This is a genomic window from Variovorax paradoxus, from assembly GCF_000834655.1.
GTDB lineage: Bacteria > Pseudomonadota > Gammaproteobacteria > Burkholderiales > Burkholderiaceae_C > Variovorax > Variovorax paradoxus_F.
In genome coordinates, this window is sequence record NZ_JXQQ01000032.1 from 1 (window position 1) to 15,857 (window position 15,857).

20 protein-coding genes are annotated in these 15,857 nt (G+C 67.4%); 9 read left to right on the plus strand and 11 right to left on the minus strand.

Annotated features, from left to right (window positions below):
* On the minus strand, window positions 1-197 hold a 197-nt coding region (locus tag RT97_RS15040), incomplete at its 3' end, for a flavodoxin family protein (RefSeq protein WP_042579602.1).
* Window positions 198-250: 53 nt separating this feature from the next.
* Window positions 251-676, minus strand: a complete 426-nt coding sequence (locus RT97_RS15045; RefSeq protein WP_080898303.1) for a nuclear transport factor 2 family protein — start codon at window positions 674-676, stop codon at window positions 251-253.
* 200 nt (window positions 677-876) lie between these two features.
* Between RT97_RS15045 and RT97_RS15050 the strand changes: the two genes are divergently transcribed.
* Window positions 877-1,410 carry a hypothetical protein gene (locus tag RT97_RS15050; RefSeq protein ID WP_042579604.1) on the plus strand — a complete coding sequence of 178 codons (534 nt, stop codon included), beginning with the start codon at window positions 877-879 and terminating at the stop codon, window positions 1,408-1,410.
* A 26-nt stretch (window positions 1,411-1,436) separates the two neighbouring features.
* Window positions 1,437-2,072: a cysteine hydrolase family protein gene (locus RT97_RS15055; protein ID WP_042579605.1), complete on the plus strand. Its 636-nt coding sequence runs from the start codon at window positions 1,437-1,439 to the stop codon at window positions 2,070-2,072.
* 55 nt (window positions 2,073-2,127) lie between these two features.
* Here the strand turns inward: RT97_RS15055 and RT97_RS15060 are convergent, their stop codons facing one another.
* Window positions 2,128-2,682 (minus strand): Dps family protein, encoded by a 555-nt coding sequence (locus RT97_RS15060; protein WP_042579606.1) that lies wholly within the window; start codon window positions 2,680-2,682, stop codon window positions 2,128-2,130.
* Window positions 2,683-2,852: 170 nt separating this feature from the next.
* Here RT97_RS15060 and RT97_RS15065 point away from each other — a divergent pair, with 170 nt between their 5' ends.
* From RT97_RS15065 to RT97_RS15075, 3 genes are all read left to right on the plus strand, one after another.
* Window positions 2,853-3,308 carry a DUF2721 domain-containing protein gene (locus tag RT97_RS15065; protein WP_042579607.1) on the plus strand — a complete coding sequence of 152 codons (456 nt, stop codon included), beginning with the start codon at window positions 2,853-2,855 and terminating at the stop codon, window positions 3,306-3,308.
* A gap of 147 nt (window positions 3,309-3,455) precedes the next feature.
* Entirely contained in the window at window positions 3,456-4,853 is a 1,398-nt protein-coding gene (locus tag RT97_RS15070) for a dihydrolipoyl dehydrogenase family protein (RefSeq protein WP_042579659.1), read from the plus strand.
* Window positions 4,854-5,870 (plus strand): TIGR03571 family LLM class oxidoreductase, encoded by a 1,017-nt coding sequence (locus RT97_RS15075; protein WP_042579608.1) that lies wholly within the window; start codon window positions 4,854-4,856, stop codon window positions 5,868-5,870.
* Between the two features lie 19 nt (window positions 5,871-5,889).
* On the opposite strand, the gene RT97_RS15080 is transcribed toward RT97_RS15075, so the two are convergent.
* On the minus strand, window positions 5,890-6,567 hold the full coding sequence (locus RT97_RS15080) for a type 1 glutamine amidotransferase domain-containing protein (protein ID WP_042579609.1): 678 nt from the start codon (window positions 6,565-6,567) through the stop codon (window positions 5,890-5,892).
* 261 nt (window positions 6,568-6,828) lie between these two features.
* Here RT97_RS15080 and msrB point away from each other — a divergent pair, with 261 nt between their 5' ends.
* The gene (gene msrB / locus RT97_RS15085; protein ID WP_042579610.1) at window positions 6,829-7,278 is read left to right on the plus strand and encodes a peptide-methionine (R)-S-oxide reductase MsrB; all 450 of its coding nucleotides are present in this window, start codon (window positions 6,829-6,831) and stop codon (window positions 7,276-7,278) included.
* On the plus strand, window positions 7,275-7,793 hold the full coding sequence (gene msrA, locus RT97_RS15090) for a peptide-methionine (S)-S-oxide reductase MsrA (protein ID WP_042579611.1): 519 nt from the start codon (window positions 7,275-7,277) through the stop codon (window positions 7,791-7,793). The genes msrB and msrA overlap by 4 nt, the downstream gene beginning before the upstream one ends.
* A gap of 24 nt (window positions 7,794-7,817) precedes the next feature.
* Here the strand turns inward: msrA and RT97_RS15095 are convergent, their stop codons facing one another.
* On the minus strand, window positions 7,818-8,513 hold the full coding sequence (locus RT97_RS15095) for a response regulator transcription factor (RefSeq protein ID WP_042579612.1): 696 nt from the start codon (window positions 8,511-8,513) through the stop codon (window positions 7,818-7,820).
* Window positions 8,510-9,454 (minus strand): alpha/beta fold hydrolase, encoded by a 945-nt coding sequence (locus RT97_RS15100; protein WP_042579613.1) that lies wholly within the window; start codon window positions 9,452-9,454, stop codon window positions 8,510-8,512. Before RT97_RS15100 ends, RT97_RS15095 begins: the two co-directional genes overlap by 4 nt.
* 251 nt (window positions 9,455-9,705) lie before the next feature.
* On the opposite strand from RT97_RS15100, the gene RT97_RS15105 reads away from it, so the two are divergent.
* Window positions 9,706-10,998, plus strand: coding sequence for a carbohydrate porin (locus RT97_RS15105; RefSeq protein ID WP_080898310.1), 1,293 nt, complete (start codon window positions 9,706-9,708; stop codon window positions 10,996-10,998).
* Window positions 10,999-11,042: 44 nt separating this feature from the next.
* On the opposite strand, the gene RT97_RS15110 is transcribed toward RT97_RS15105, so the two are convergent.
* From RT97_RS15110 to RT97_RS15125, 4 genes are read right to left on the minus strand one after another with little or no spacing between them, the layout of a single operon-like run.
* Window positions 11,043-12,074 carry an alpha/beta fold hydrolase gene (locus RT97_RS15110; protein ID WP_042579615.1) on the minus strand — a complete coding sequence of 344 codons (1,032 nt, stop codon included), beginning with the start codon at window positions 12,072-12,074 and terminating at the stop codon, window positions 11,043-11,045.
* Between the two features lie 16 nt (window positions 12,075-12,090).
* The gene (locus RT97_RS15115; RefSeq protein WP_042579616.1) at window positions 12,091-12,960 is read right to left on the minus strand and encodes an enoyl-CoA hydratase/isomerase family protein; all 870 of its coding nucleotides are present in this window, start codon (window positions 12,958-12,960) and stop codon (window positions 12,091-12,093) included.
* A complete protein-coding gene (locus RT97_RS15120) occupies window positions 12,957-13,145 on the minus strand; it encodes a hypothetical protein (protein WP_042579617.1) in 189 nt (62 codons plus the stop codon). The genes RT97_RS15115 and RT97_RS15120 overlap by 4 nt, the downstream gene beginning before the upstream one ends.
* Window positions 13,146-13,174: 29 nt before the next feature.
* Window positions 13,175-13,675 (minus strand): VOC family protein, encoded by a 501-nt coding sequence (locus tag RT97_RS15125; protein WP_042579660.1) that lies wholly within the window; start codon window positions 13,673-13,675, stop codon window positions 13,175-13,177.
* 277 nt (window positions 13,676-13,952) lie between these two features.
* On the opposite strand from RT97_RS15125, the gene RT97_RS15130 reads away from it, so the two are divergent.
* Window positions 13,953-15,263, plus strand: coding sequence for an epoxide hydrolase family protein (locus RT97_RS15130; RefSeq protein ID WP_042579618.1), 1,311 nt, complete (start codon window positions 13,953-13,955; stop codon window positions 15,261-15,263).
* Window positions 15,264-15,313: 50 nt separating this feature from the next.
* Here the strand turns inward: RT97_RS15130 and RT97_RS32520 are convergent, their stop codons facing one another.
* Window positions 15,314-15,805: a RidA family protein gene (locus RT97_RS32520; RefSeq protein ID WP_172672208.1), complete on the minus strand. Its 492-nt coding sequence runs from the start codon at window positions 15,803-15,805 to the stop codon at window positions 15,314-15,316.
* Window positions 15,806-15,857: the final 52 nt, after the last annotated feature.

Here is a 15,857-nt window from a genome sequence, read left to right on the forward strand (position 1 = left end):
CTGACGCTGCCGATGTAGGTCGGCGATCCGAAGACGATGGCATCGGCCGAGGCCAGCTGCTCCCAGCCGCCGGCCGGGAGGTTGCCCGCCTCGTCGACCCGCAGGAGCTGTGCTCCGGCCGAGGATGCGATCGCCTCGGCGACCTTCTGGGTGTGGCCGAAGCCGCTGTAGTAAACGACGACGATATTCTTCGACATGCTGATTCCTTGCTGGGTTGGTGGGTGTTGAAGGGACGGAGAGATAGGGAGCGTCAGCGCGCCGGGCTGGCCGATGACTCGGCCGAGGCGACGTTGACGAAGGTCTTGCTGGCGATCAGCCACTGGCCGTCGCGGCGCACCAGCGTGAGGTAGTCGCGGTAGTCGAAGCCGAGCATCAGCTGGCGCGTGCGAACCAATGCGATGGCCCCGAGCACCTCCACGCCGATGGCCTGCATCCGGAACGGCTCGCCCAGGCCGCGAGGCGATTTGCGGTTCGCAACGCCCTGCACGTACTCGTCGACCGATTTTTCGTAGCGGCTTCCGTCGACGTCCGCGAAGAGCCGGCATTTCGGATCGAAAGTCGATCGAAGCGCCTCGGCATTGCCTGTGTAGATGCTTTGAAAGTACACGTCGACCAGCGCGAAGACGCCTTCGTAGGCATCGCGGCTGCAGGCCATGTCGGATGTTTGCTGTTCCATGTTCGGTTCTCCAAGAAGTGGGACAAGTCTTGGAGATCGCGCCGCTGCCGAAAACCCGAATCCGGCACTGAAGGGCCTAGGTCTTCGGACCGATCCTTCGCTAGCGCCATGGCGTGATGGAGACGCTGCAGACGACACCTACGCTCGATCGAATCGCAGAACACATCCCGTGCTGCGAATCAACCGAAAGGATCAGTCAAATGGAAGACGACAACACGCTCGTGCAATCGAGCTTTTCAGCCATCATCAACGCGCCGATCGAGAAGGTGGACATCACCGACTGGTGCTTCTCGCTCCCCGAGTTCGAGTATCAGAAGGCCTCGCCAGCGCACAACGCCTGCGGCACGACCACGACCGAGGACGGCCGCCGGATGTCGATCAATGTCGAGATCCTGGGGGGCAGCGTGATGGTGCAGCACTACGTCGAGGAGATCGGGCGGCCCGACCACCTTCGGCTCGTGTCGAACTCGGACATCTTCACGCCCACGGGCCGCACCAAGGTGGGCGTGATCTGGGACCTGAGCGTCAAGAAGATCGATGCCAGGACCTGCGAATTCACCAACACGGTCCACAGTTCGTTCACCCCCGAGCTGCTGACCATGATCGCGCAGCAGGGGATTCCACGCGATGTCTTCAAGGCCAATCGCCGGCCCATCTCGGAAGCGCACAACCGCCAGGAAACGCCTTGCTTCGCCGCGAGCATCGAGCGTCACGCGCTCAGCCGCGCGACCTGAGCAATACCGGAAAGAAGCAAGCGACCATGGAAACGCTCACCTACGAAAAGGAGATCACGGGCTTGCTCATGATCGATCCTTACAACGACTTCATCTCCGAAGGCGGCAAGATCTGGGACCGCGTCAAGGGCGTTGCGGAGGCCAACGGCTGCATCCCGCACATGCTGCAGGTGCTGGAGGCGGCCCGAAAGGCGCAGCTTCGCGTCTTCTACGCGATGCACCATCGGTACCGCCCCGGCGACTACGAGACCTGGAAGTACGTCGCGCCGATCCAGCGTGCCGCCTGGCGGCGCAGGAGCTTCGAATTCGGCACATGGGGCGGCGAGATCCGCAACGAGTTCGCGCCGCTGCCCGGCGAAATCGTGGCGCAGGAGCATTGGTGCTCGAGCGGCTTCGCCAACACCGACCTGGAGTTGCAGCTGAACAAGCACGGCATCCACAAGCTCATCGTCGTCGGCATGGTGGCCCACACCTGCGTGGAGGCGACGGTGCGCTACGCCGCGGAGAACGGCTACGAGGTGACGGTGGTGAGGGACGCGACCGCCAGCTACACCGACGAGCAGATGCACGCCGCGCTCGAGGTCAACATGCCCAACTACGCGAGCGCCATCGTGACCACCGAGCAGATCGTCGCGTCGATCTCTTCGCTGCAGTCGGCCTAGGCGGCCAGGCGCGCCCGTCGCTCACGGGCGCGCCTGACGCCTACCCAGGCCAGCCTCACGCGCCTTTCTGTTGGGCCGTGAGATGGCGCAGGATGAACCAGCTCTGCAGTTCGTTGCCCCGCACGACCTGGCCGACGATCAGGTCGTTGGTGCCTTCGTCGCCGGCCGCCGCGGCCTCGCGCGACAGCGGACGGGCTTCGAGCAGGATGAATTCATGCGCATCGACCAGCCGGCGCAACTGGTCGACGGTGCCCTCGATGCCGCTCGGCGCCCGCGCCAGGCGGGTCTCCTCGACGACGTCGTGCGCGAGCGCACGCGCCACGCCGCCCAGCGCCTGGATCCGTTCGGCAATGGCATCCATCGTCGCCTCCTGCTCGGCGCTGTGCTTGTCGTAGAGCAGGTGCAGTTCATAGAAGCTCGGGCCGGACGCCTGCCAATGCGCCTTCTTGTACAGGTCGCGCAGGGCGGTGGTGTGGGCGAGCAGGCGGTTCAGGGCGGCGACGCTGCGATGGCGCACCTCGTCGGCCAGTCCCAGGCGCACCGGGACGAGGGTTCCGAAGGCTTGCAGGGTCGGCGCGCGTTCGGGCTGGGACTGTGGGTTGTTTTGCATGGTGCGGCAGTGAGTGGAGGTAAAGGAAAGAGGGGGAAATCCATTGTTCGCAGCCGCAGCGAGCACGGCATCCGGCGTTCGGTGGAGGAGCCCCTGTCGCTTTCGGCGGATGTGTCGCGGGCTGGGCCGCCGGATGCTGGCGGCATGCACCGCAACCACCGTCCCGACCCATGCGCAGGCACGCCGTGAACTCCGACAACGTGGCACATGCCATCCAGCTGGCCCTCGCGCCGGTCTTTCTGCTGACCGGCATCGGCGCGATCCTCAACGTCATGGCGGCGCGCCTGGCCCGCATCATCGACCGGGGACGGCAGCTCACCGAAGGCCCGATTGCGCACCAGCCTCAATACGGCGACGCGGTGCATGCCGAGCTTCTGAGCCTGGAGTGCCGGCGGCACCTGGCCAGCTCGGCCATCACCGCCATCACGCTGGCCGCATTGCTCGTGTGCACGGTGATCGCGGCGCTGTTCCTCGAGGTGCTGCTGCAGATCGCGCTCAGCTGGGTGCTGAGCATCGTCTTCATGTCCGCCACGATGGCGCTGGTGGTAGGCCTTGCGCTCTTTCTTCGCGAGGTGCATCTGGCGACCCGCACGGTGCGCATCCCGGTCCCGCAGCGCGGGATGTAGGCGTTCGATGCCCGGGAGCGCTTCGTGCGGCGGCACGCCATCTTTCAAGCAGGTGCAGGTACGCGTGCACCGTGGAGCGCTTCCGCCCGAGGGCCGGAGCGATGTTGCAAATGCCGCCGCAGCCGGCGGCTCAAGGAGGCCATGAAGATGACCCGAGAATTCGATGTGGTGTGCCTGGGCGCCGGTGTCGCCGGCGAGGCGATCGCGGCCGGCCTTCGCGGCAGCGGCCTGACGCTCGCGGTGGTCGAGCGGGAGCTGGTCGGGGGCGAATGCCCGTATTGGGGATGCATTCCTTCCAAGACCTTTCTTCGTTCGGGCGAAACCCTGAGCGAGGCCGACCGGGCGCGCCGCCTCGCGGCCTCTCGCGTCGACTGGACCGTCGATGCGCACAAGGTCCGCGAGCGCGTGCTCTGGATGGCGCGCAATCTCGACGACACCCGGCCTGCCGCGGCGCTCGAGGCGACCGGTGCGACATTGCTGCGAGGGGAGGGGCGGCTCGCGGACCTGCGCACGGTAACGATCGGCGCGGAGCGCCTGGTCGCCAGGCGCGCGGTGGTCGTTGCCAACGGTGGCACCGCGGCCATCCCGTCGATACCAGGCCTGGACACGGTCGAATACTGGACCCATCGCCAGGCCGCGCTCTTGAACGAGCTGCCCGATTCGCTGGCCATCCTCGGCGGCGGACCCATCGGCATCGAGCTCGCCCAGGCCTACGCGCGCCTGGGCTGCAAGGTGACGGTGATCGAGGCCGGCGCCGCGTTCCTCGGCCACGAGGAACCGGAAGCCGGCCAGGCGCTGCGGCCGCACCTGGAGGCCGACGGAATACAGGTGATGGTCGGCGACCCCTGCGTGGCGGTCGAGGCGCAGTCGCGCGCGGCGTTCGGCCGGCCTCCCGGGCATGTCGCGGCTGCAGTCGTGCACCTGAAGTCGGGCGCGTCGGTGCTGGCCGATCGCCTGCTGGTGGCCACGGGACGAAGGGCCAACTCCGAGGCGTGGCGGCACGCGGGCCTGGCGCAGACGCAGCGAGGATGGCTGCAGGTGGACCCCGCGACGCTGGAGGCCCGGCCCGGTGTGTTCGGCGCGGGCGATGTCACGGGACTCGGCGGCTTCACCCATCTGGCCCACTACCACGGACAGATCGTGGCGCGCCGGCTGCTGGGCGTGGACGCCAGGGCGGACCACTCGGCAGTTCCCCGCGTGACGTTCACCGATCCCGAGGTCGCGTCGATCGGGCTTTCGGAAGCCGCGGCGCGTGCGCAGGGCATCGATGTGGTGACCGCGCACGCCGACCCGGGCGAGACCGCGCGAGGCTACATCCATGACTTTCGCGGCGGCATGCTCAAGCTGGTCGGCGATCGCTCGCGCGGCGTGCTCGTCGGCGCGACGTGGGTCAGCCCGCGTGCCGGCGAAGGCATCGGCGAACTGGTGCTCGCGATCAAGCTGGGCATTCCGCTGAAGGCGCTCGCCGACGTGATCCATCCCTTTCCGGCCTTCAACCGGGTGCTGGGCGAAAGCCTCGGCGAACTCGCCTCCAAGGTGATCTGAATGCCGCAGAACGCCCACATCGACCTGTCCGCCCACGCCGCCTTCGCCCGGTGCTTTGCGCCCGCGGCACTGACGGTCGGACTGATCCTTCCGCTGGAGACGCATCCCTTTCGCGCCGCACCGACGATGAAGGACCATCTGGCGATGGCGCAGACCGCGGAGGCCCTGGGCTTCGCGTCGCTATGGATGCGCGACATCCCGTTCTACGACCCGGACTACGGCGACGTCGGCCAGATCTTCGAGCCGCTCACGTACATCGCCTGGCTGGCAGCGCACACGACGTCGATCGCCCTCGGAACGGCCGGCATCGTGCTCCCGCTGCGAGAGCCGCTCTTGCTGGCCAAGCAGGTCACCACCATCGACCAGTTGAGCCGTGGCCGCATGCTGCTGGGCCTGTCGTCCGGGGACCGCCCCTCGGACTATCCGCTGTTCGGCATCGACATGAAGACGCGGGGAGAGCGATTGCGCGACGCCTTCTCGGTGTATCGCGCGGTCAGCGAGCAATGCTTTCCGGTGTTCGACTCGGCGCGCTTCGGCCATGCCGAGGGCGGACTGGACCTGGTGCCCAAGCCGCCCGCGGGCCGCACACCCGCCATCGCGGTCGGCAAGGCCCAGCAGAGCGTCGCGTGGATCGCGGCGAACATGGATGGCTTCATCTCGACGATTCCGCTGCGGCCGGACCTTCGGGCCGTGGTGGACGAATGGCATGCGCAGACAGCGGCCGCCGGGCAGGCCGCGTTCAAGCCCTTGGGCATCGGCGGTTTCGTGGACCTGGTGGAAGACCGCGCCCATCCGCTGGTGCGCATCCAGGGCGGCATTCGCGTGGGCAGCGGCGCACTGTCTGACTACCTGCAGGCGGCGAAAGAGGCGGGTATCTCGCACCTGGCCATGAACCCCAAGGTCAGCCGCAGGCCCTACATCGAGCTGATGCAGGAGCTGGCGTCGGAAGTGCTCCCCTTGTTTCCGACGCCGGGCGCGAGCGTTGCGGCAGACGTGCTGGCGGTGGCCGGCGATTGAGCCCGCCGGCCACTTCGCCTCACGCCAGGAGCTTGCGCAGCGCGTGTGCCGTCGGCGTCGAGGAGGCGGGGTTCTGTCCGGTGATCAGGTGGCCGTCGGTGATGGCGAACGGCTGCCAGTTGTCCAGCTTCTCGTAGCGCCCGCCCAGCCGCTTGAGCTCGTCCTCGACGAGAAAGGGCACCACCTTGGTGAGCTGCACTTCTTCTTCCTCGGTGTTGGTGAACCCCGTGACGCGCTTGCCCTTGACGAGCGGCTCGCCCTTGTACTTGACGTGGCGCAGCACGCCCGGTGCGTGGCACACGGCCGCCACCGGCTTGCCGGCGTTGTAGAAGGATTCGATGAGTGCGATCGACACCGGGTCTTCCGCCAGGTCCCACATCGGCCCGTGACCGCCCGAATAGAAGATGGCGTCGAAATCCTCGGCCTTCATGTCCGAGAGCTTGACCGTGGAGGCCAGCACGGCCTGGGTGGCCGCGTCGCCCTTGAAGCGCGTCATGGTGTCCGTCTGGCTCGCCGGCTCGTCGCTCTTGGGGTCAATCGGCGGCTGTCCGCCCTTCGGGGACGCCACGGTGATCGTCTCGCCCGCGTCGTGAAAGATGTAGTAGGGCGCCGTGAACTCCTCGAGCCAGAAGCCGGTCGGGCGCCCGGTGCTGCCAAGGATGTTGTGAGATGTCAGAACCAACAGAATCTTGCTCATGTGAATGGCCTCGGTAAGTGGCTGCAGGTGGAAGATGCCGGCGGTAGAAAAAGGCCGCGCAGATTGCGCCCGGCCGACCGCTCATCGAAGTCTATTTTTCGGGGGTGCGCGATGAATCAGGTTGAAGTCGCAGCCGGGCATCGGTCCGATGGCACAGCCTCGCGTCCTCACGCCCGGCGATGACACGCTTGCGATTTGCCCGAAGATCCCAATATCTTCGACTCACGCCGACCCAAGCGGTCCTTCACAGGAGAAAGCTGCATGCCCGACTACCGAAAGACACCCGAAGCCGTTGCCGCATTGACGAGAGAGCAATTCCTCGTGACGCAGCAAAGCGCAACCGAACGCCCCGGAACCGGCGAATACCTGGAGAACAAGGAGCCGGGCATCTACGTCGACATCGTCTCCGGCGAGCCGTTGTTCGCATCGTCCGACAAGTACGAGTCGGGCTGCGGATGGCCCAGCTTCACCAAGCCCATCGAGCCGGCCCACGTGAACGAACTGCGCGACACCACGCATGGCATGGTGCGCACCGAAGTGCGCTCCACGCATGGCGACAGCCACCTGGGCCACGTGTTTCCCGACGGCCCCGCGGACCGCGGGGGCCTGCGCTACTGCATCAACTCCGCCTCCTTGCGCTTCATCCATCGCGACGACATGGCCGCCGAGGGCTATGGCGCGTATCTTGACCAGGTGGAGGACGTTCGATGAATCACGAAAAAGCCATTCTTGCCGGCGGTTGCTTCTGGGGCATGCAAGACCTGATCCGTCGATTCGACGGCGTGGTTTCCACGCGCGTGGGTTACTCGGGCGGTGACGTCGCCAATGCCACCTACCGGCGGCACGGCACGCACGCCGAAGCCATCGAGATCGTGTTCGACCCCGAGCAGATCAGCTACCGCAAACTGCTGGAGTTCTTCTTCCAGATCCACGACCCCACGACGGCAAACCGCCAGGGCAACGACGTGGGGCTCAGCTACCGCTCGGCCATCTTCTACACGAGCGAGGCGCAAAAGCGCGTGGCCGAAGACACGATCGCCGACGTGAACGCTTCGGGCCTGTGGCCGGGCAAGGTCGTCACCGAGGTCGCTGCGGCAGGTCCCTTCTGGGAAGCCGAGCCCGAGCACCAGGACTACCTGGAGCGCATTCCGAACGGCTACACCTGCCACTTCGTGCGACCCGACTGGAAGCTCCCCGTGCGCGCGGGCTCGGCGCAATCGACGTAGAAGCCCGGGGGAGCGTCCGGCCGATCAGGCGAACTGGCGCCCCGCCTCGATCGCGCGCGGCCGCGACGCAAACGTCGCCATGTGAGCGGGCCTGAACTCGTCCACCAGGCCGCGGCTCAATGCAATACCGGCTGCCTGTGTGCGCGAGGTCGCACCGAGCTTGGTCATGATCGCGCGCATGTGCGACTTGACCGTCCCCAGCTCGATGGTGAGTTGCCTGGCGATGACCTTGTTGGACTGACCCGTGATGACCAACTGCAGGACCTCATGCTCGCGCGTCGTCAGCGCGTCGCCGGCAAGGCTTTCGGCAATGCGCTCGGCCACCACCGGGCACAGGCACCTGGCGCCGCGGCCCACCTTGCGCACGCCGTCGACGAACTCGTCCAGCGTGCCGCCCAGCAGGAGGTAGCCGTGGATGCCGGCCTGGATGGCGCGCCGGATGTCCGCCTCGCGATCGTTGGCGGTCACGGCCAGGATCCGCGCGTCGGCGAGGCCGCCCTGTGCCTTGCGCGTGCCGGGGTCGGACAGTTGCATCGCGTTGTCGTAGTCCGTGACCACCACGTCGATGGTCGGCTCGCCGTTCGGCGACCGGTCGCTCGCTTCGTGCACTGAAATATCCTGGCTCGCATTCGCGCGCAGCGCGGCCAGCAAGCCGGCACGCACGATGGGATCGGGATGCCTGACCAGAACGTTCAGACGAGGGGGCGGGCAGTGGTTCATGGACTTCTCCGGTTGTGGGTGTGTGGAGCGCCGGCCGGGCGGCGGGCATCGAGGAAGCGCCGCATGCGGACGGCAACCTCGTCGGCCGCCTCGTCCAGGACGAAGTGGCCGGCATCGAGCAGGTGGATTTCCGCGTCGGGCAACTGGCGGGCATAGGCCGTCGCGCCGTCCACGGCGAACGAGGGATCGAAGCGCCCCCAGAGGACCAGCGTCGGCGGCCGGTGTTCGCTCAGCCATGCCTGCCAGGTCGGATACGACGCGACGTTGGTGCGGTAGTCGTAGAACAGGTCGGACTGGATGCGTTCCTGGCCCGGGCGAGACAGCATGGCGAACTCGTCGAGCCAAGTGTCGGGGTTGTAGCGCTCGGGGTTGGGGCTGGAGCCCACATGGCGAAGCCTTGCACCCTCCAGCGAAGTGAATGCGGCCAGCACGGTGGCCTCGTGCGCCTGCCGATCGCGCCAGAAGGCTCGACGCGCCACCCACATCGGGCCCAGTCCCTCTTCATGCGCGACCGCGTTCTGGATGATCAGCCCGCGTATGCGCTCGGGCCGGCGCAGGGCATGGCGAAATCCGATCGGTCCGCCGTAGTCCTGCAGGCAGAGAAAGTAGCCGGTCAGCCCCAGGGCGTCGGTGAACCGGTCGACGATGTGGGCCAGATGGTCGAAGGTGTAGTCGAAGTCCGAGGCGGGCGGAGCGTCGCTCTGGCCGAAGCCCGGGTAGTCCGGCGCAACCAGGTGGTAGTCGCTCGCCAGCAGCGGAATCAACGCGTCGAACATTCGCGACGACGAAGGAAACCCGTGCAGCAGCAGGAGTGTGGGCGCATCCGCGGCGCCGGCCTCCCGATAGAAGATCTTCAGGCCCTCCACCTCCACGGTGCGATAGCGGGTGGTGGCATGGGTCGCGATGTTCGGGCCCCATGCCCGCGGTGATTCGGCGCTCATCGAGAAATCCTTTTCTCTGGACAGGAAAGGATCACACCAGACGCCCGGGCCCGGGTCGATTGGACGATGGTGTCGACTCCCATCCGCCGCAGGCGGCGTCCATACCATCGTGCAATGGCTGGGAGCCGAGCCCTCTGGTCTAGTCCTTCGCGAGCCTCGCATTTCGCATTTCGCATTTCGCAGTTCACGGACAGCGCCCCGGCATCGGGGAAGGAGACGGGACCTTGACCCAACCGACACAGCCCCGCGACATGCGCGGCGCATTGCCAGCCGCCGTTTTCTTGCTCTGCCTTGCAACCAGCGGCGCGCATGCCGACGAGACAGCGCCCAGCCCCTACTTGCTGGGTGACTGGGGCGGCCTTCGAACGCGGCTGGAAGAGCGCGGCCTGGCGTTCAACTTCGGCTACGGCAGCCAGGTGGCGCACAACTTCAGCGGCGGCACGGACAGGCTCACGCGCTACGCCGACCAGTGGCTGTTCCAGGCCACTGCCGACGCCCAGAAGCTCTGGGGGTGGAAGGGCGCAACCCTGCAAGCCACGGTCACCGACCGCAACGGCCGCAACCTCGGCGCCGACGCACGAATCGGCAACAGCATGCTGCTGCAGGAGATCTACGGTCGCGGCCAGACCTGGCACCTCACGCAGTTGTGGCTGAACCAGCAACTGCTCGACGGGCGCCTGCAGATCAAGCTCGGCCGGCTGACGGTGGGGGAGGACTTCGCCACCTTTTCGTGCGAGTTCCAGAACCTGAGCTTCTGCGGCTCGCAGCCAGGCAACCTGGTCGGCAGCTACTGGGTCAACTGGCCCACCAGCCAGTGGGCCGCGCGTGTGAAGTACCAGGCGACGCGGGAGGCCTATGTGCAGCTGGGCGTCTACCAGGTCAACCCGCGATACATCGACGACGCCTATGCGCGCCGCAGCGGCTGGAAGCTCGATAACCCGAGCGGCACCACCGGTGCGCTGGTGCCGGTGGAGTTCGGATGGCAGCCTGTGCTCGGCGGACGCCCCGGTTCCTACAAGGTGGGCGGGTGGTACGACAGCTCCAGGGGCGCGGACCTGTATGAGGACACCCATCGCAGGCCGCGCGGCATGACGGGCGGCGAGCCGCTGATGCACAGCGGCAGGTACGGGGCCTACCTGAGCTTTCAGCAGCAGGTCACGGGCACATCCGAGGGGCGTGGCGCCACGGTGTTCTTCAATGCCGCGATGGCCGATCGCAGGACATCGGCGCTCGACCGCCAGTTCACGCTCGGCGTGATCTACAAGGGGCCTTTCGGCCGCTCCGCCGATGCGATCGGCTTCGCCGTCGGCGCCACGCACAGCAACCGCCGGCGAGCAGATTTCGTGCGCGAGAACAACGCGCGCACGGGCCACAAGGAGATCGCGGGCGGCGGCAACGAATACGCGGCCGAGCTCTACTACAACTGGGCGCCGGTGCCGGGGCTGCAGGTTCGTCCCAACCTGCAATACGTCATGCATCCCGGCGGCACCTCCGCGAACAGGAATGCGTGGGTGGCCGGGCTGAAGACGACGATCGCGTTTTGAAGGGCGGGGCCGTGCCGGCCCCGCGGGCTCCAGAGGTCAGGGCCTCAGAGCCGGACCGAATCCATCACCGCCGTCGCGAAGGCTTCGGGTGCTTCCTGCGGCAGGTTGTGCCCGATGCCGCCCTTGAGCGTCCGGTGTGCGTAGGGCCCCGTGAACTTCCTGGCATAGGCGCTCGGCTCGGGGTGGGGCGCGCCATTGGCATCGCCTTCCAGCGTGATGGTGGGCACCGAGATGGCCGGTGCCCGCGCGAGCTGGGCCTCGAGCTCTGCGTACTTCGCTTCGCCCTCGGCCAGGCCGAGCCGCCAGCGGTAGTTGTGCACCACGATGCTCACGTGGTCGGGGTTGTCGAACGCCAGTGCGCTGCGCTCGAACGTCGGCGTGTCGAAAGCCCACTTGGGCGAAGCCAGCTCCCAGATCAGCCTGGCGAAGGCATTGCGGTTCTTGTCGTAGCCCGCGCGGCCGCGCTCCGTGGCGAAGTAGTACTGGTACCACCACTGGAGCTCGGCCTGCGGCGGCAGCGGGATCTTGCCGGACTCCTGGCTGCCGATGAGGTAGCCGCTGACCGACACCAGCGCGCTCACCCGCGCAGGCCAAAGCGCGGCCATGATGCAGGCCGTTCGCGCGCCCCAGTCGCATCCGCCGACGATGGCCTTGTCGATCTTGAGCGCGTCCATCAGGGCGACGATGTCCACGGCGATGGCCGCCTGCTGGCCGTTGCGCACGGCATCAGCGGAAAGGAATCGCGTGGTTCCGTAGCCGCGCAGGTGCGGAACGATCACGCGGTAGCCCGCCGCGCCCAGCAGCGGCGCCACGTCGGCGTACGTGTGAATGTCGTAGGGCCATCCGTGCAGCAGGATCACCGGTGTGCCCTGGGCGGGACCGGTCTCGAAGTAGCCGACGTTGAGCACGCCGGCGTCGATGCTCTTGAGCGGCTCCAGGCGCTTGGGGGATGCGGTACGGCGCGCGCTGGCCGCCTGGGCGAAGGCGGGCGTGGCCATGCCCAGTTGCGCGGCGGCCAGGCCGACCGCCGCGGTTTCGATGAACGATCGGCGAGGCAGGTTGAAGGGGACAGACATCGGGTGCTCCTTGAGATCAGGGGGTGGGTGTGGGGTTGGGTGGGGTGCGCTCGGCCGGCGCCACGTAGCCGGCCACGTGGTGCCCGAGCCGAAGTTCGGTGTCGGACATCGTCTGCAGGCCCTTGGCGGCCAGTGCGAGCGACCTGGCGCGGGTCTCGGGCCGCGCGACCGAGGCGTAGAAAGCCAGCAGCGCGGGGGGAAAGACATCGTCGGGCGGCAGGCTCGCCTGGTCGACGAAGGCCTTGGTCTCGGTGATCGCGGCCTTCTCGAAGCCCGCGAGCCGCCGCGCGAACGCATCCACGAAGGGCAGCAAATCGCCGTCCGGCAGGGCCCTGTTCACGTAGCCGTAGCGCTCGGCGAGTTCGCCCCCGAAATCGTCGGCACCCAGCAGGACCTCCAGCGCCCGGCCGCGGCCCATCAGCTGCGGCAGGCGGGCCATGGGGCCGCCGCCGGGAACTGCGCCGACGCCGACTTCGAACTGGCCGAGCACTGCCTTCTCGCGGCTCGCGAAGCGCATGTCGCAGGCCAGTGCAAATTCGCTTCCCGCACCGCGTGCGCGGCCCCGGATGCAGGCGATCGTGGCGACCGGGACGCGCGTCAGCCGGGTGAGCACGTCCAGCCAGGGGTGCATGCCGGAGCGGCCGGGCGTCATGGCGCTGGTGATCGCCTTGTCGACGAACATGTCGTAGTGCGCAATGAAGAACTCGGGGTTCGCGCTGTCGAAGACCACCACGCGGACGGAGGCATCGGTCTCCAATTGCGAGATCAGCGCGTCGAGCTCCAGGATGGTGGGCGGCCCGATCACATTGACGGGCGGATGGTCGAAGGTGGCCGTCCAGTACGCAGGCGTATGGCGGGTGACCCTGATCTGTGCAGCTTGTGTCATTGAAGAACCTCTTTCATGTGAAGCGCCGCGGCGCTCTTCGCTTCGTCCACCGTGCGCCCGTCTTGCCGGGCGGCGATGAAGGCGGCATACCAGTCGGACCAGTGATGGGCGGGTGCGGTCGCTTCGTAGAAGCCGTGGTGGTGCTCGGCCTCCTTGAGCAGTTGCGTGAGCGTCGCGACGTTCATGGCAGGAGCTCCCGATCGCGCTGCGGACGTCACACCCGACCCGGAAGCCGCGTCGTGATTTCCTGCAGCATCCAGCCGTTGCCGTCGGGGTCGCTGAACGAGGCCCACGAGCAGTAGGAGCGCCCCTGCGGGTCGCGGCCCGGCACGCGGCCGGCCGTTCCGGCGTGGTGGAAGACGCCGCCCGCGTCGTGGAACACCTCGCCGACGGCAGCGCCCCGGTCGATGAGCTGCGCGCGTGCCACCTCGATGTCGTGCACGACGAGCATCAGGTCGCGGACCGATCCGGGCACGGCCGAGGTGACGTTCTTGCCGAATATCACCGAGCACGGCGAGCCCGGCGGCGTGAACTGCACCACGCGCAGGTCGTCGCCGTTGGCGAAGTCGGCATCGAGGCGCCATCCGAGGTCTTCGTAGAAACGCCGGGCGCGATCGACATCGGTCACCGGCAGCACGACGACCTCGAGCTTCATCTCGACCATGCCGTTGTCCGCGGTGCGGATCGCTTGTGGACTGCTCTGGGCTCTGCTCATCTTGAACTCCGTGAAGTGGGGTTGAACGACGCGGCGGCTCTTGCGCCTGGCACGCCGCGCGTGGCGCTTGACGCCTTTGGCGCCGACGGGCAATGACAACAGAGCCGCCGGTGCGCAGCCATTGGACGAAGGTATGGGCAACACCAACGTATGGACGACACCAACGTGCAATGGAAGCGCCGTGGGCCTTCTGGTTTGATCGCTTCGCGCTGCCGGCCCCGCGTTGGCCGCCGAGCGCAAACCCGACCGAACACCCCCTCAAGGAAGGACAACGATCATGTCTTCAGCATCCGCGCGCCCGACCCGGCGCCACTTCGTCGCGGCCTCCGCCGCTGCTGCCGCCGCAGGCGTCGCCGGCCTCGGCGCGCTCTCCGGAACCGTGTTCGCGCAGGAGGCCGTCCCCGGGCCGGCACCGACAGGCAACGCCGCGATCCGGCCGTTCCGTATCGCCGTTCCCGAGGCAGTGCTGGTCGACCTGCGCCGCCGGGTGCAAGCCACGCGATGGCCCGAGCGCGAGACGGTGGACGATCTCTCGCAGGGCGTGCGGCTGGAAAAGATCAAGCCGCTCGTGCAGTACTGGGGCACCCGGTACGACTGGCGCACGGTGGAGAAGAAGCTCAATGCGCTGCCGCAGTTCATCACCGAGATCGACGGCCTGGACATCCAGTTCGTGCACGTGCGCTCGCGCCACGCCAATGCGTTGCCGCTGGTCATGACGCACGGCTGGCCCGGCTCGGTGATGGAGATGCTCAAGGTCATCGGCCCGCTCACCGACCCCACGGCTCATGGCGGGAGCGCCGAAGATGCCTTTCATCTCGTGGTGCCCTCGATGCCTGGCTACGGCTTTTCGGGCAAGCCCAGGAGCCCGGGCTGGGGACCGGAGCGCATCGGGCGCGCGTGGGACGTGCTGATGAAGCGGCTGGGCTACAAGCGCTACGTGTCGCAGGGCGGCGATTGGGGTTCGGTCGTGGCCGACAAGATGGCTCGGCAGGCGCCCGAGGGCCTGCTGGGCATCCACGTCAACATGCCTGCGACCGTGCCGCCCGACGTGGCCAAGGCCCTCAACAACGGAGATCCCGCGCCGCCCGGCCTCTCGGCCAAGGAGAAGGCCGCGTTCGACGCGATGGACCACCTGTACAAGAAGGGCGCCGGCTATGCGGCCATGATGGTGACGCGGCCGCAGACGCTGGGCTACGCCCTGGAGGATTCGCCCGCGGGCCTGGCGGCTTTCTTCTACGACAAGTTCGGCGAATGGAGCTATAGCGGCGGCGATGCCGACAAGGCCTTCACCCGCGACGAGATGCTCGACGACATCACGCTCTACTGGGTCACCAGGACCGCGACCTCGGCCGCCCAGCTCTATTGGGAAAACAACGCCAACAACTTCAACGCAGTGAGCATCTCGCTGCCGGCCGCGGTGACCGTGTTTCCGGGCGAGATCTATCGCGCGCCGCGCAGCTGGGTCGAGCGCAGCTATCACAACCTCATCTACTTCAACGAAGTCGACAAGGGCGGGCACTTCGCGGCATGGGAGCAGCCGGCGCTCTTCAGCGCGGAGATCCGCGCGGCGTTCAGGTCGCTGCGCTGACCGGTTGCCGCAGCGCGCACGCATCGGCGCGCTGCGGCAACTTGGTTGACTCAGCCGGCACCCACGACCCGGTCGCGATAGCCGAAGCTGATCTCAAGCTCGATGCTGAGGTTCTTGGGCAGTCGCTGCGCAGCGAAGGCCGCGCGCGTATGGACGCCTCGCTCGCCCAGGGCGAAGGTGAAGAGCTCCGATGCCCCGTCGAGCACTTCGGCCTGGTCCCAGAAGCCGTCGCTCGATGCGACGTGCCCCGAGACATGGAGCAGGCCTTCGAGTCGATCGAAGCCGCCGAGCGCCTCATGCAGCCGGCCCAGCGCGTTGAGCGCGGCCATGACCGCCGCCGTGCGCCCCTGGTCGAAGCTCAGCTCCTGGCCCACGCGCCCGGGCAGCGAACCCGGGCCGTAGCCGGGGACCTGGCCTGCGAGGAACCCCAGGCCGTCCCGAAGACGGAACGGCACGTAGTGCCCCAGCGGCATCGGCAGGTCGGTGGGCAATCGATGGCCGCGTTGCGCGAGCCGCGCAACGACTTCTTGAGTGAATGACATCCAAGTATCTCCAGTGATGCTCGACGTGAGCGGGCGCGTTCCAGGTGGAGCC

Bases quoted from the DNA above. Each gene is read 5' to 3' on its own strand.
- RT97_RS15125 (WP_042579660.1), bottom strand. From the start codon at position 13,675: ATGAGCAGAGCCCAGAGCAGTCCACAAGCGATCCGCACCGCGGACAAC.
- RT97_RS32520 (WP_172672208.1), bottom strand. From the start codon at position 15,805: ATGTCATTCACTCAAGAAGTCGTTGCGCGGCTCGCGCAACGCGGCCAT.
- RT97_RS15120 (WP_042579617.1), bottom strand. From the start codon at position 13,145: ATGAACGTCGCGACGCTCACGCAACTGCTCAAGGAGGCCGAGCACCAC.
- RT97_RS15060 (WP_042579606.1), bottom strand. From the start codon at position 2,682: ATGCAAAACAACCCACAGTCCCAGCCCGAACGCGCGCCGACCCTGCAA.
- RT97_RS15110 (WP_042579615.1), bottom strand. From the start codon at position 12,074: ATGTCTGTCCCCTTCAACCTGCCTCGCCGATCGTTCATCGAAACCGCG.
- RT97_RS15075 (WP_042579608.1), top strand. From the start codon at position 4,854: ATGCCGCAGAACGCCCACATCGACCTGTCCGCCCACGCCGCCTTCGCC.
- RT97_RS15055 (WP_042579605.1), top strand. From the start codon at position 1,437: ATGGAAACGCTCACCTACGAAAAGGAGATCACGGGCTTGCTCATGATC.
- RT97_RS15080 (WP_042579609.1), bottom strand. From the start codon at position 6,567: ATGAGCAAGATTCTGTTGGTTCTGACATCTCACAACATCCTTGGCAGC.
- RT97_RS15050 (WP_042579604.1), top strand. From the start codon at position 877: ATGGAAGACGACAACACGCTCGTGCAATCGAGCTTTTCAGCCATCATC.
- RT97_RS15105 (WP_080898310.1), top strand. From the start codon at position 9,706: ATGCGCGGCGCATTGCCAGCCGCCGTTTTCTTGCTCTGCCTTGCAACC.
- RT97_RS15045 (WP_080898303.1), bottom strand. From the start codon at position 676: ATGGAACAGCAAACATCCGACATGGCCTGCAGCCGCGATGCCTACGAA.
- msrA (WP_042579611.1), top strand. From the start codon at position 7,275: ATGAATCACGAAAAAGCCATTCTTGCCGGCGGTTGCTTCTGGGGCATG.
- RT97_RS15065 (WP_042579607.1), top strand. From the start codon at position 2,853: ATGCGCAGGCACGCCGTGAACTCCGACAACGTGGCACATGCCATCCAG.
- RT97_RS15130 (WP_042579618.1), top strand. From the start codon at position 13,953: ATGTCTTCAGCATCCGCGCGCCCGACCCGGCGCCACTTCGTCGCGGCC.
- RT97_RS15095 (WP_042579612.1), bottom strand. From the start codon at position 8,513: ATGAACCACTGCCCGCCCCCTCGTCTGAACGTTCTGGTCAGGCATCCC.
- RT97_RS15070 (WP_042579659.1), top strand. From the start codon at position 3,456: ATGACCCGAGAATTCGATGTGGTGTGCCTGGGCGCCGGTGTCGCCGGC.
- RT97_RS15115 (WP_042579616.1), bottom strand. From the start codon at position 12,960: ATGACACAAGCTGCACAGATCAGGGTCACCCGCCATACGCCTGCGTAC.
- msrB (WP_042579610.1), top strand. From the start codon at position 6,829: ATGCCCGACTACCGAAAGACACCCGAAGCCGTTGCCGCATTGACGAGA.
- RT97_RS15100 (WP_042579613.1), bottom strand. From the start codon at position 9,454: ATGAGCGCCGAATCACCGCGGGCATGGGGCCCGAACATCGCGACCCAT.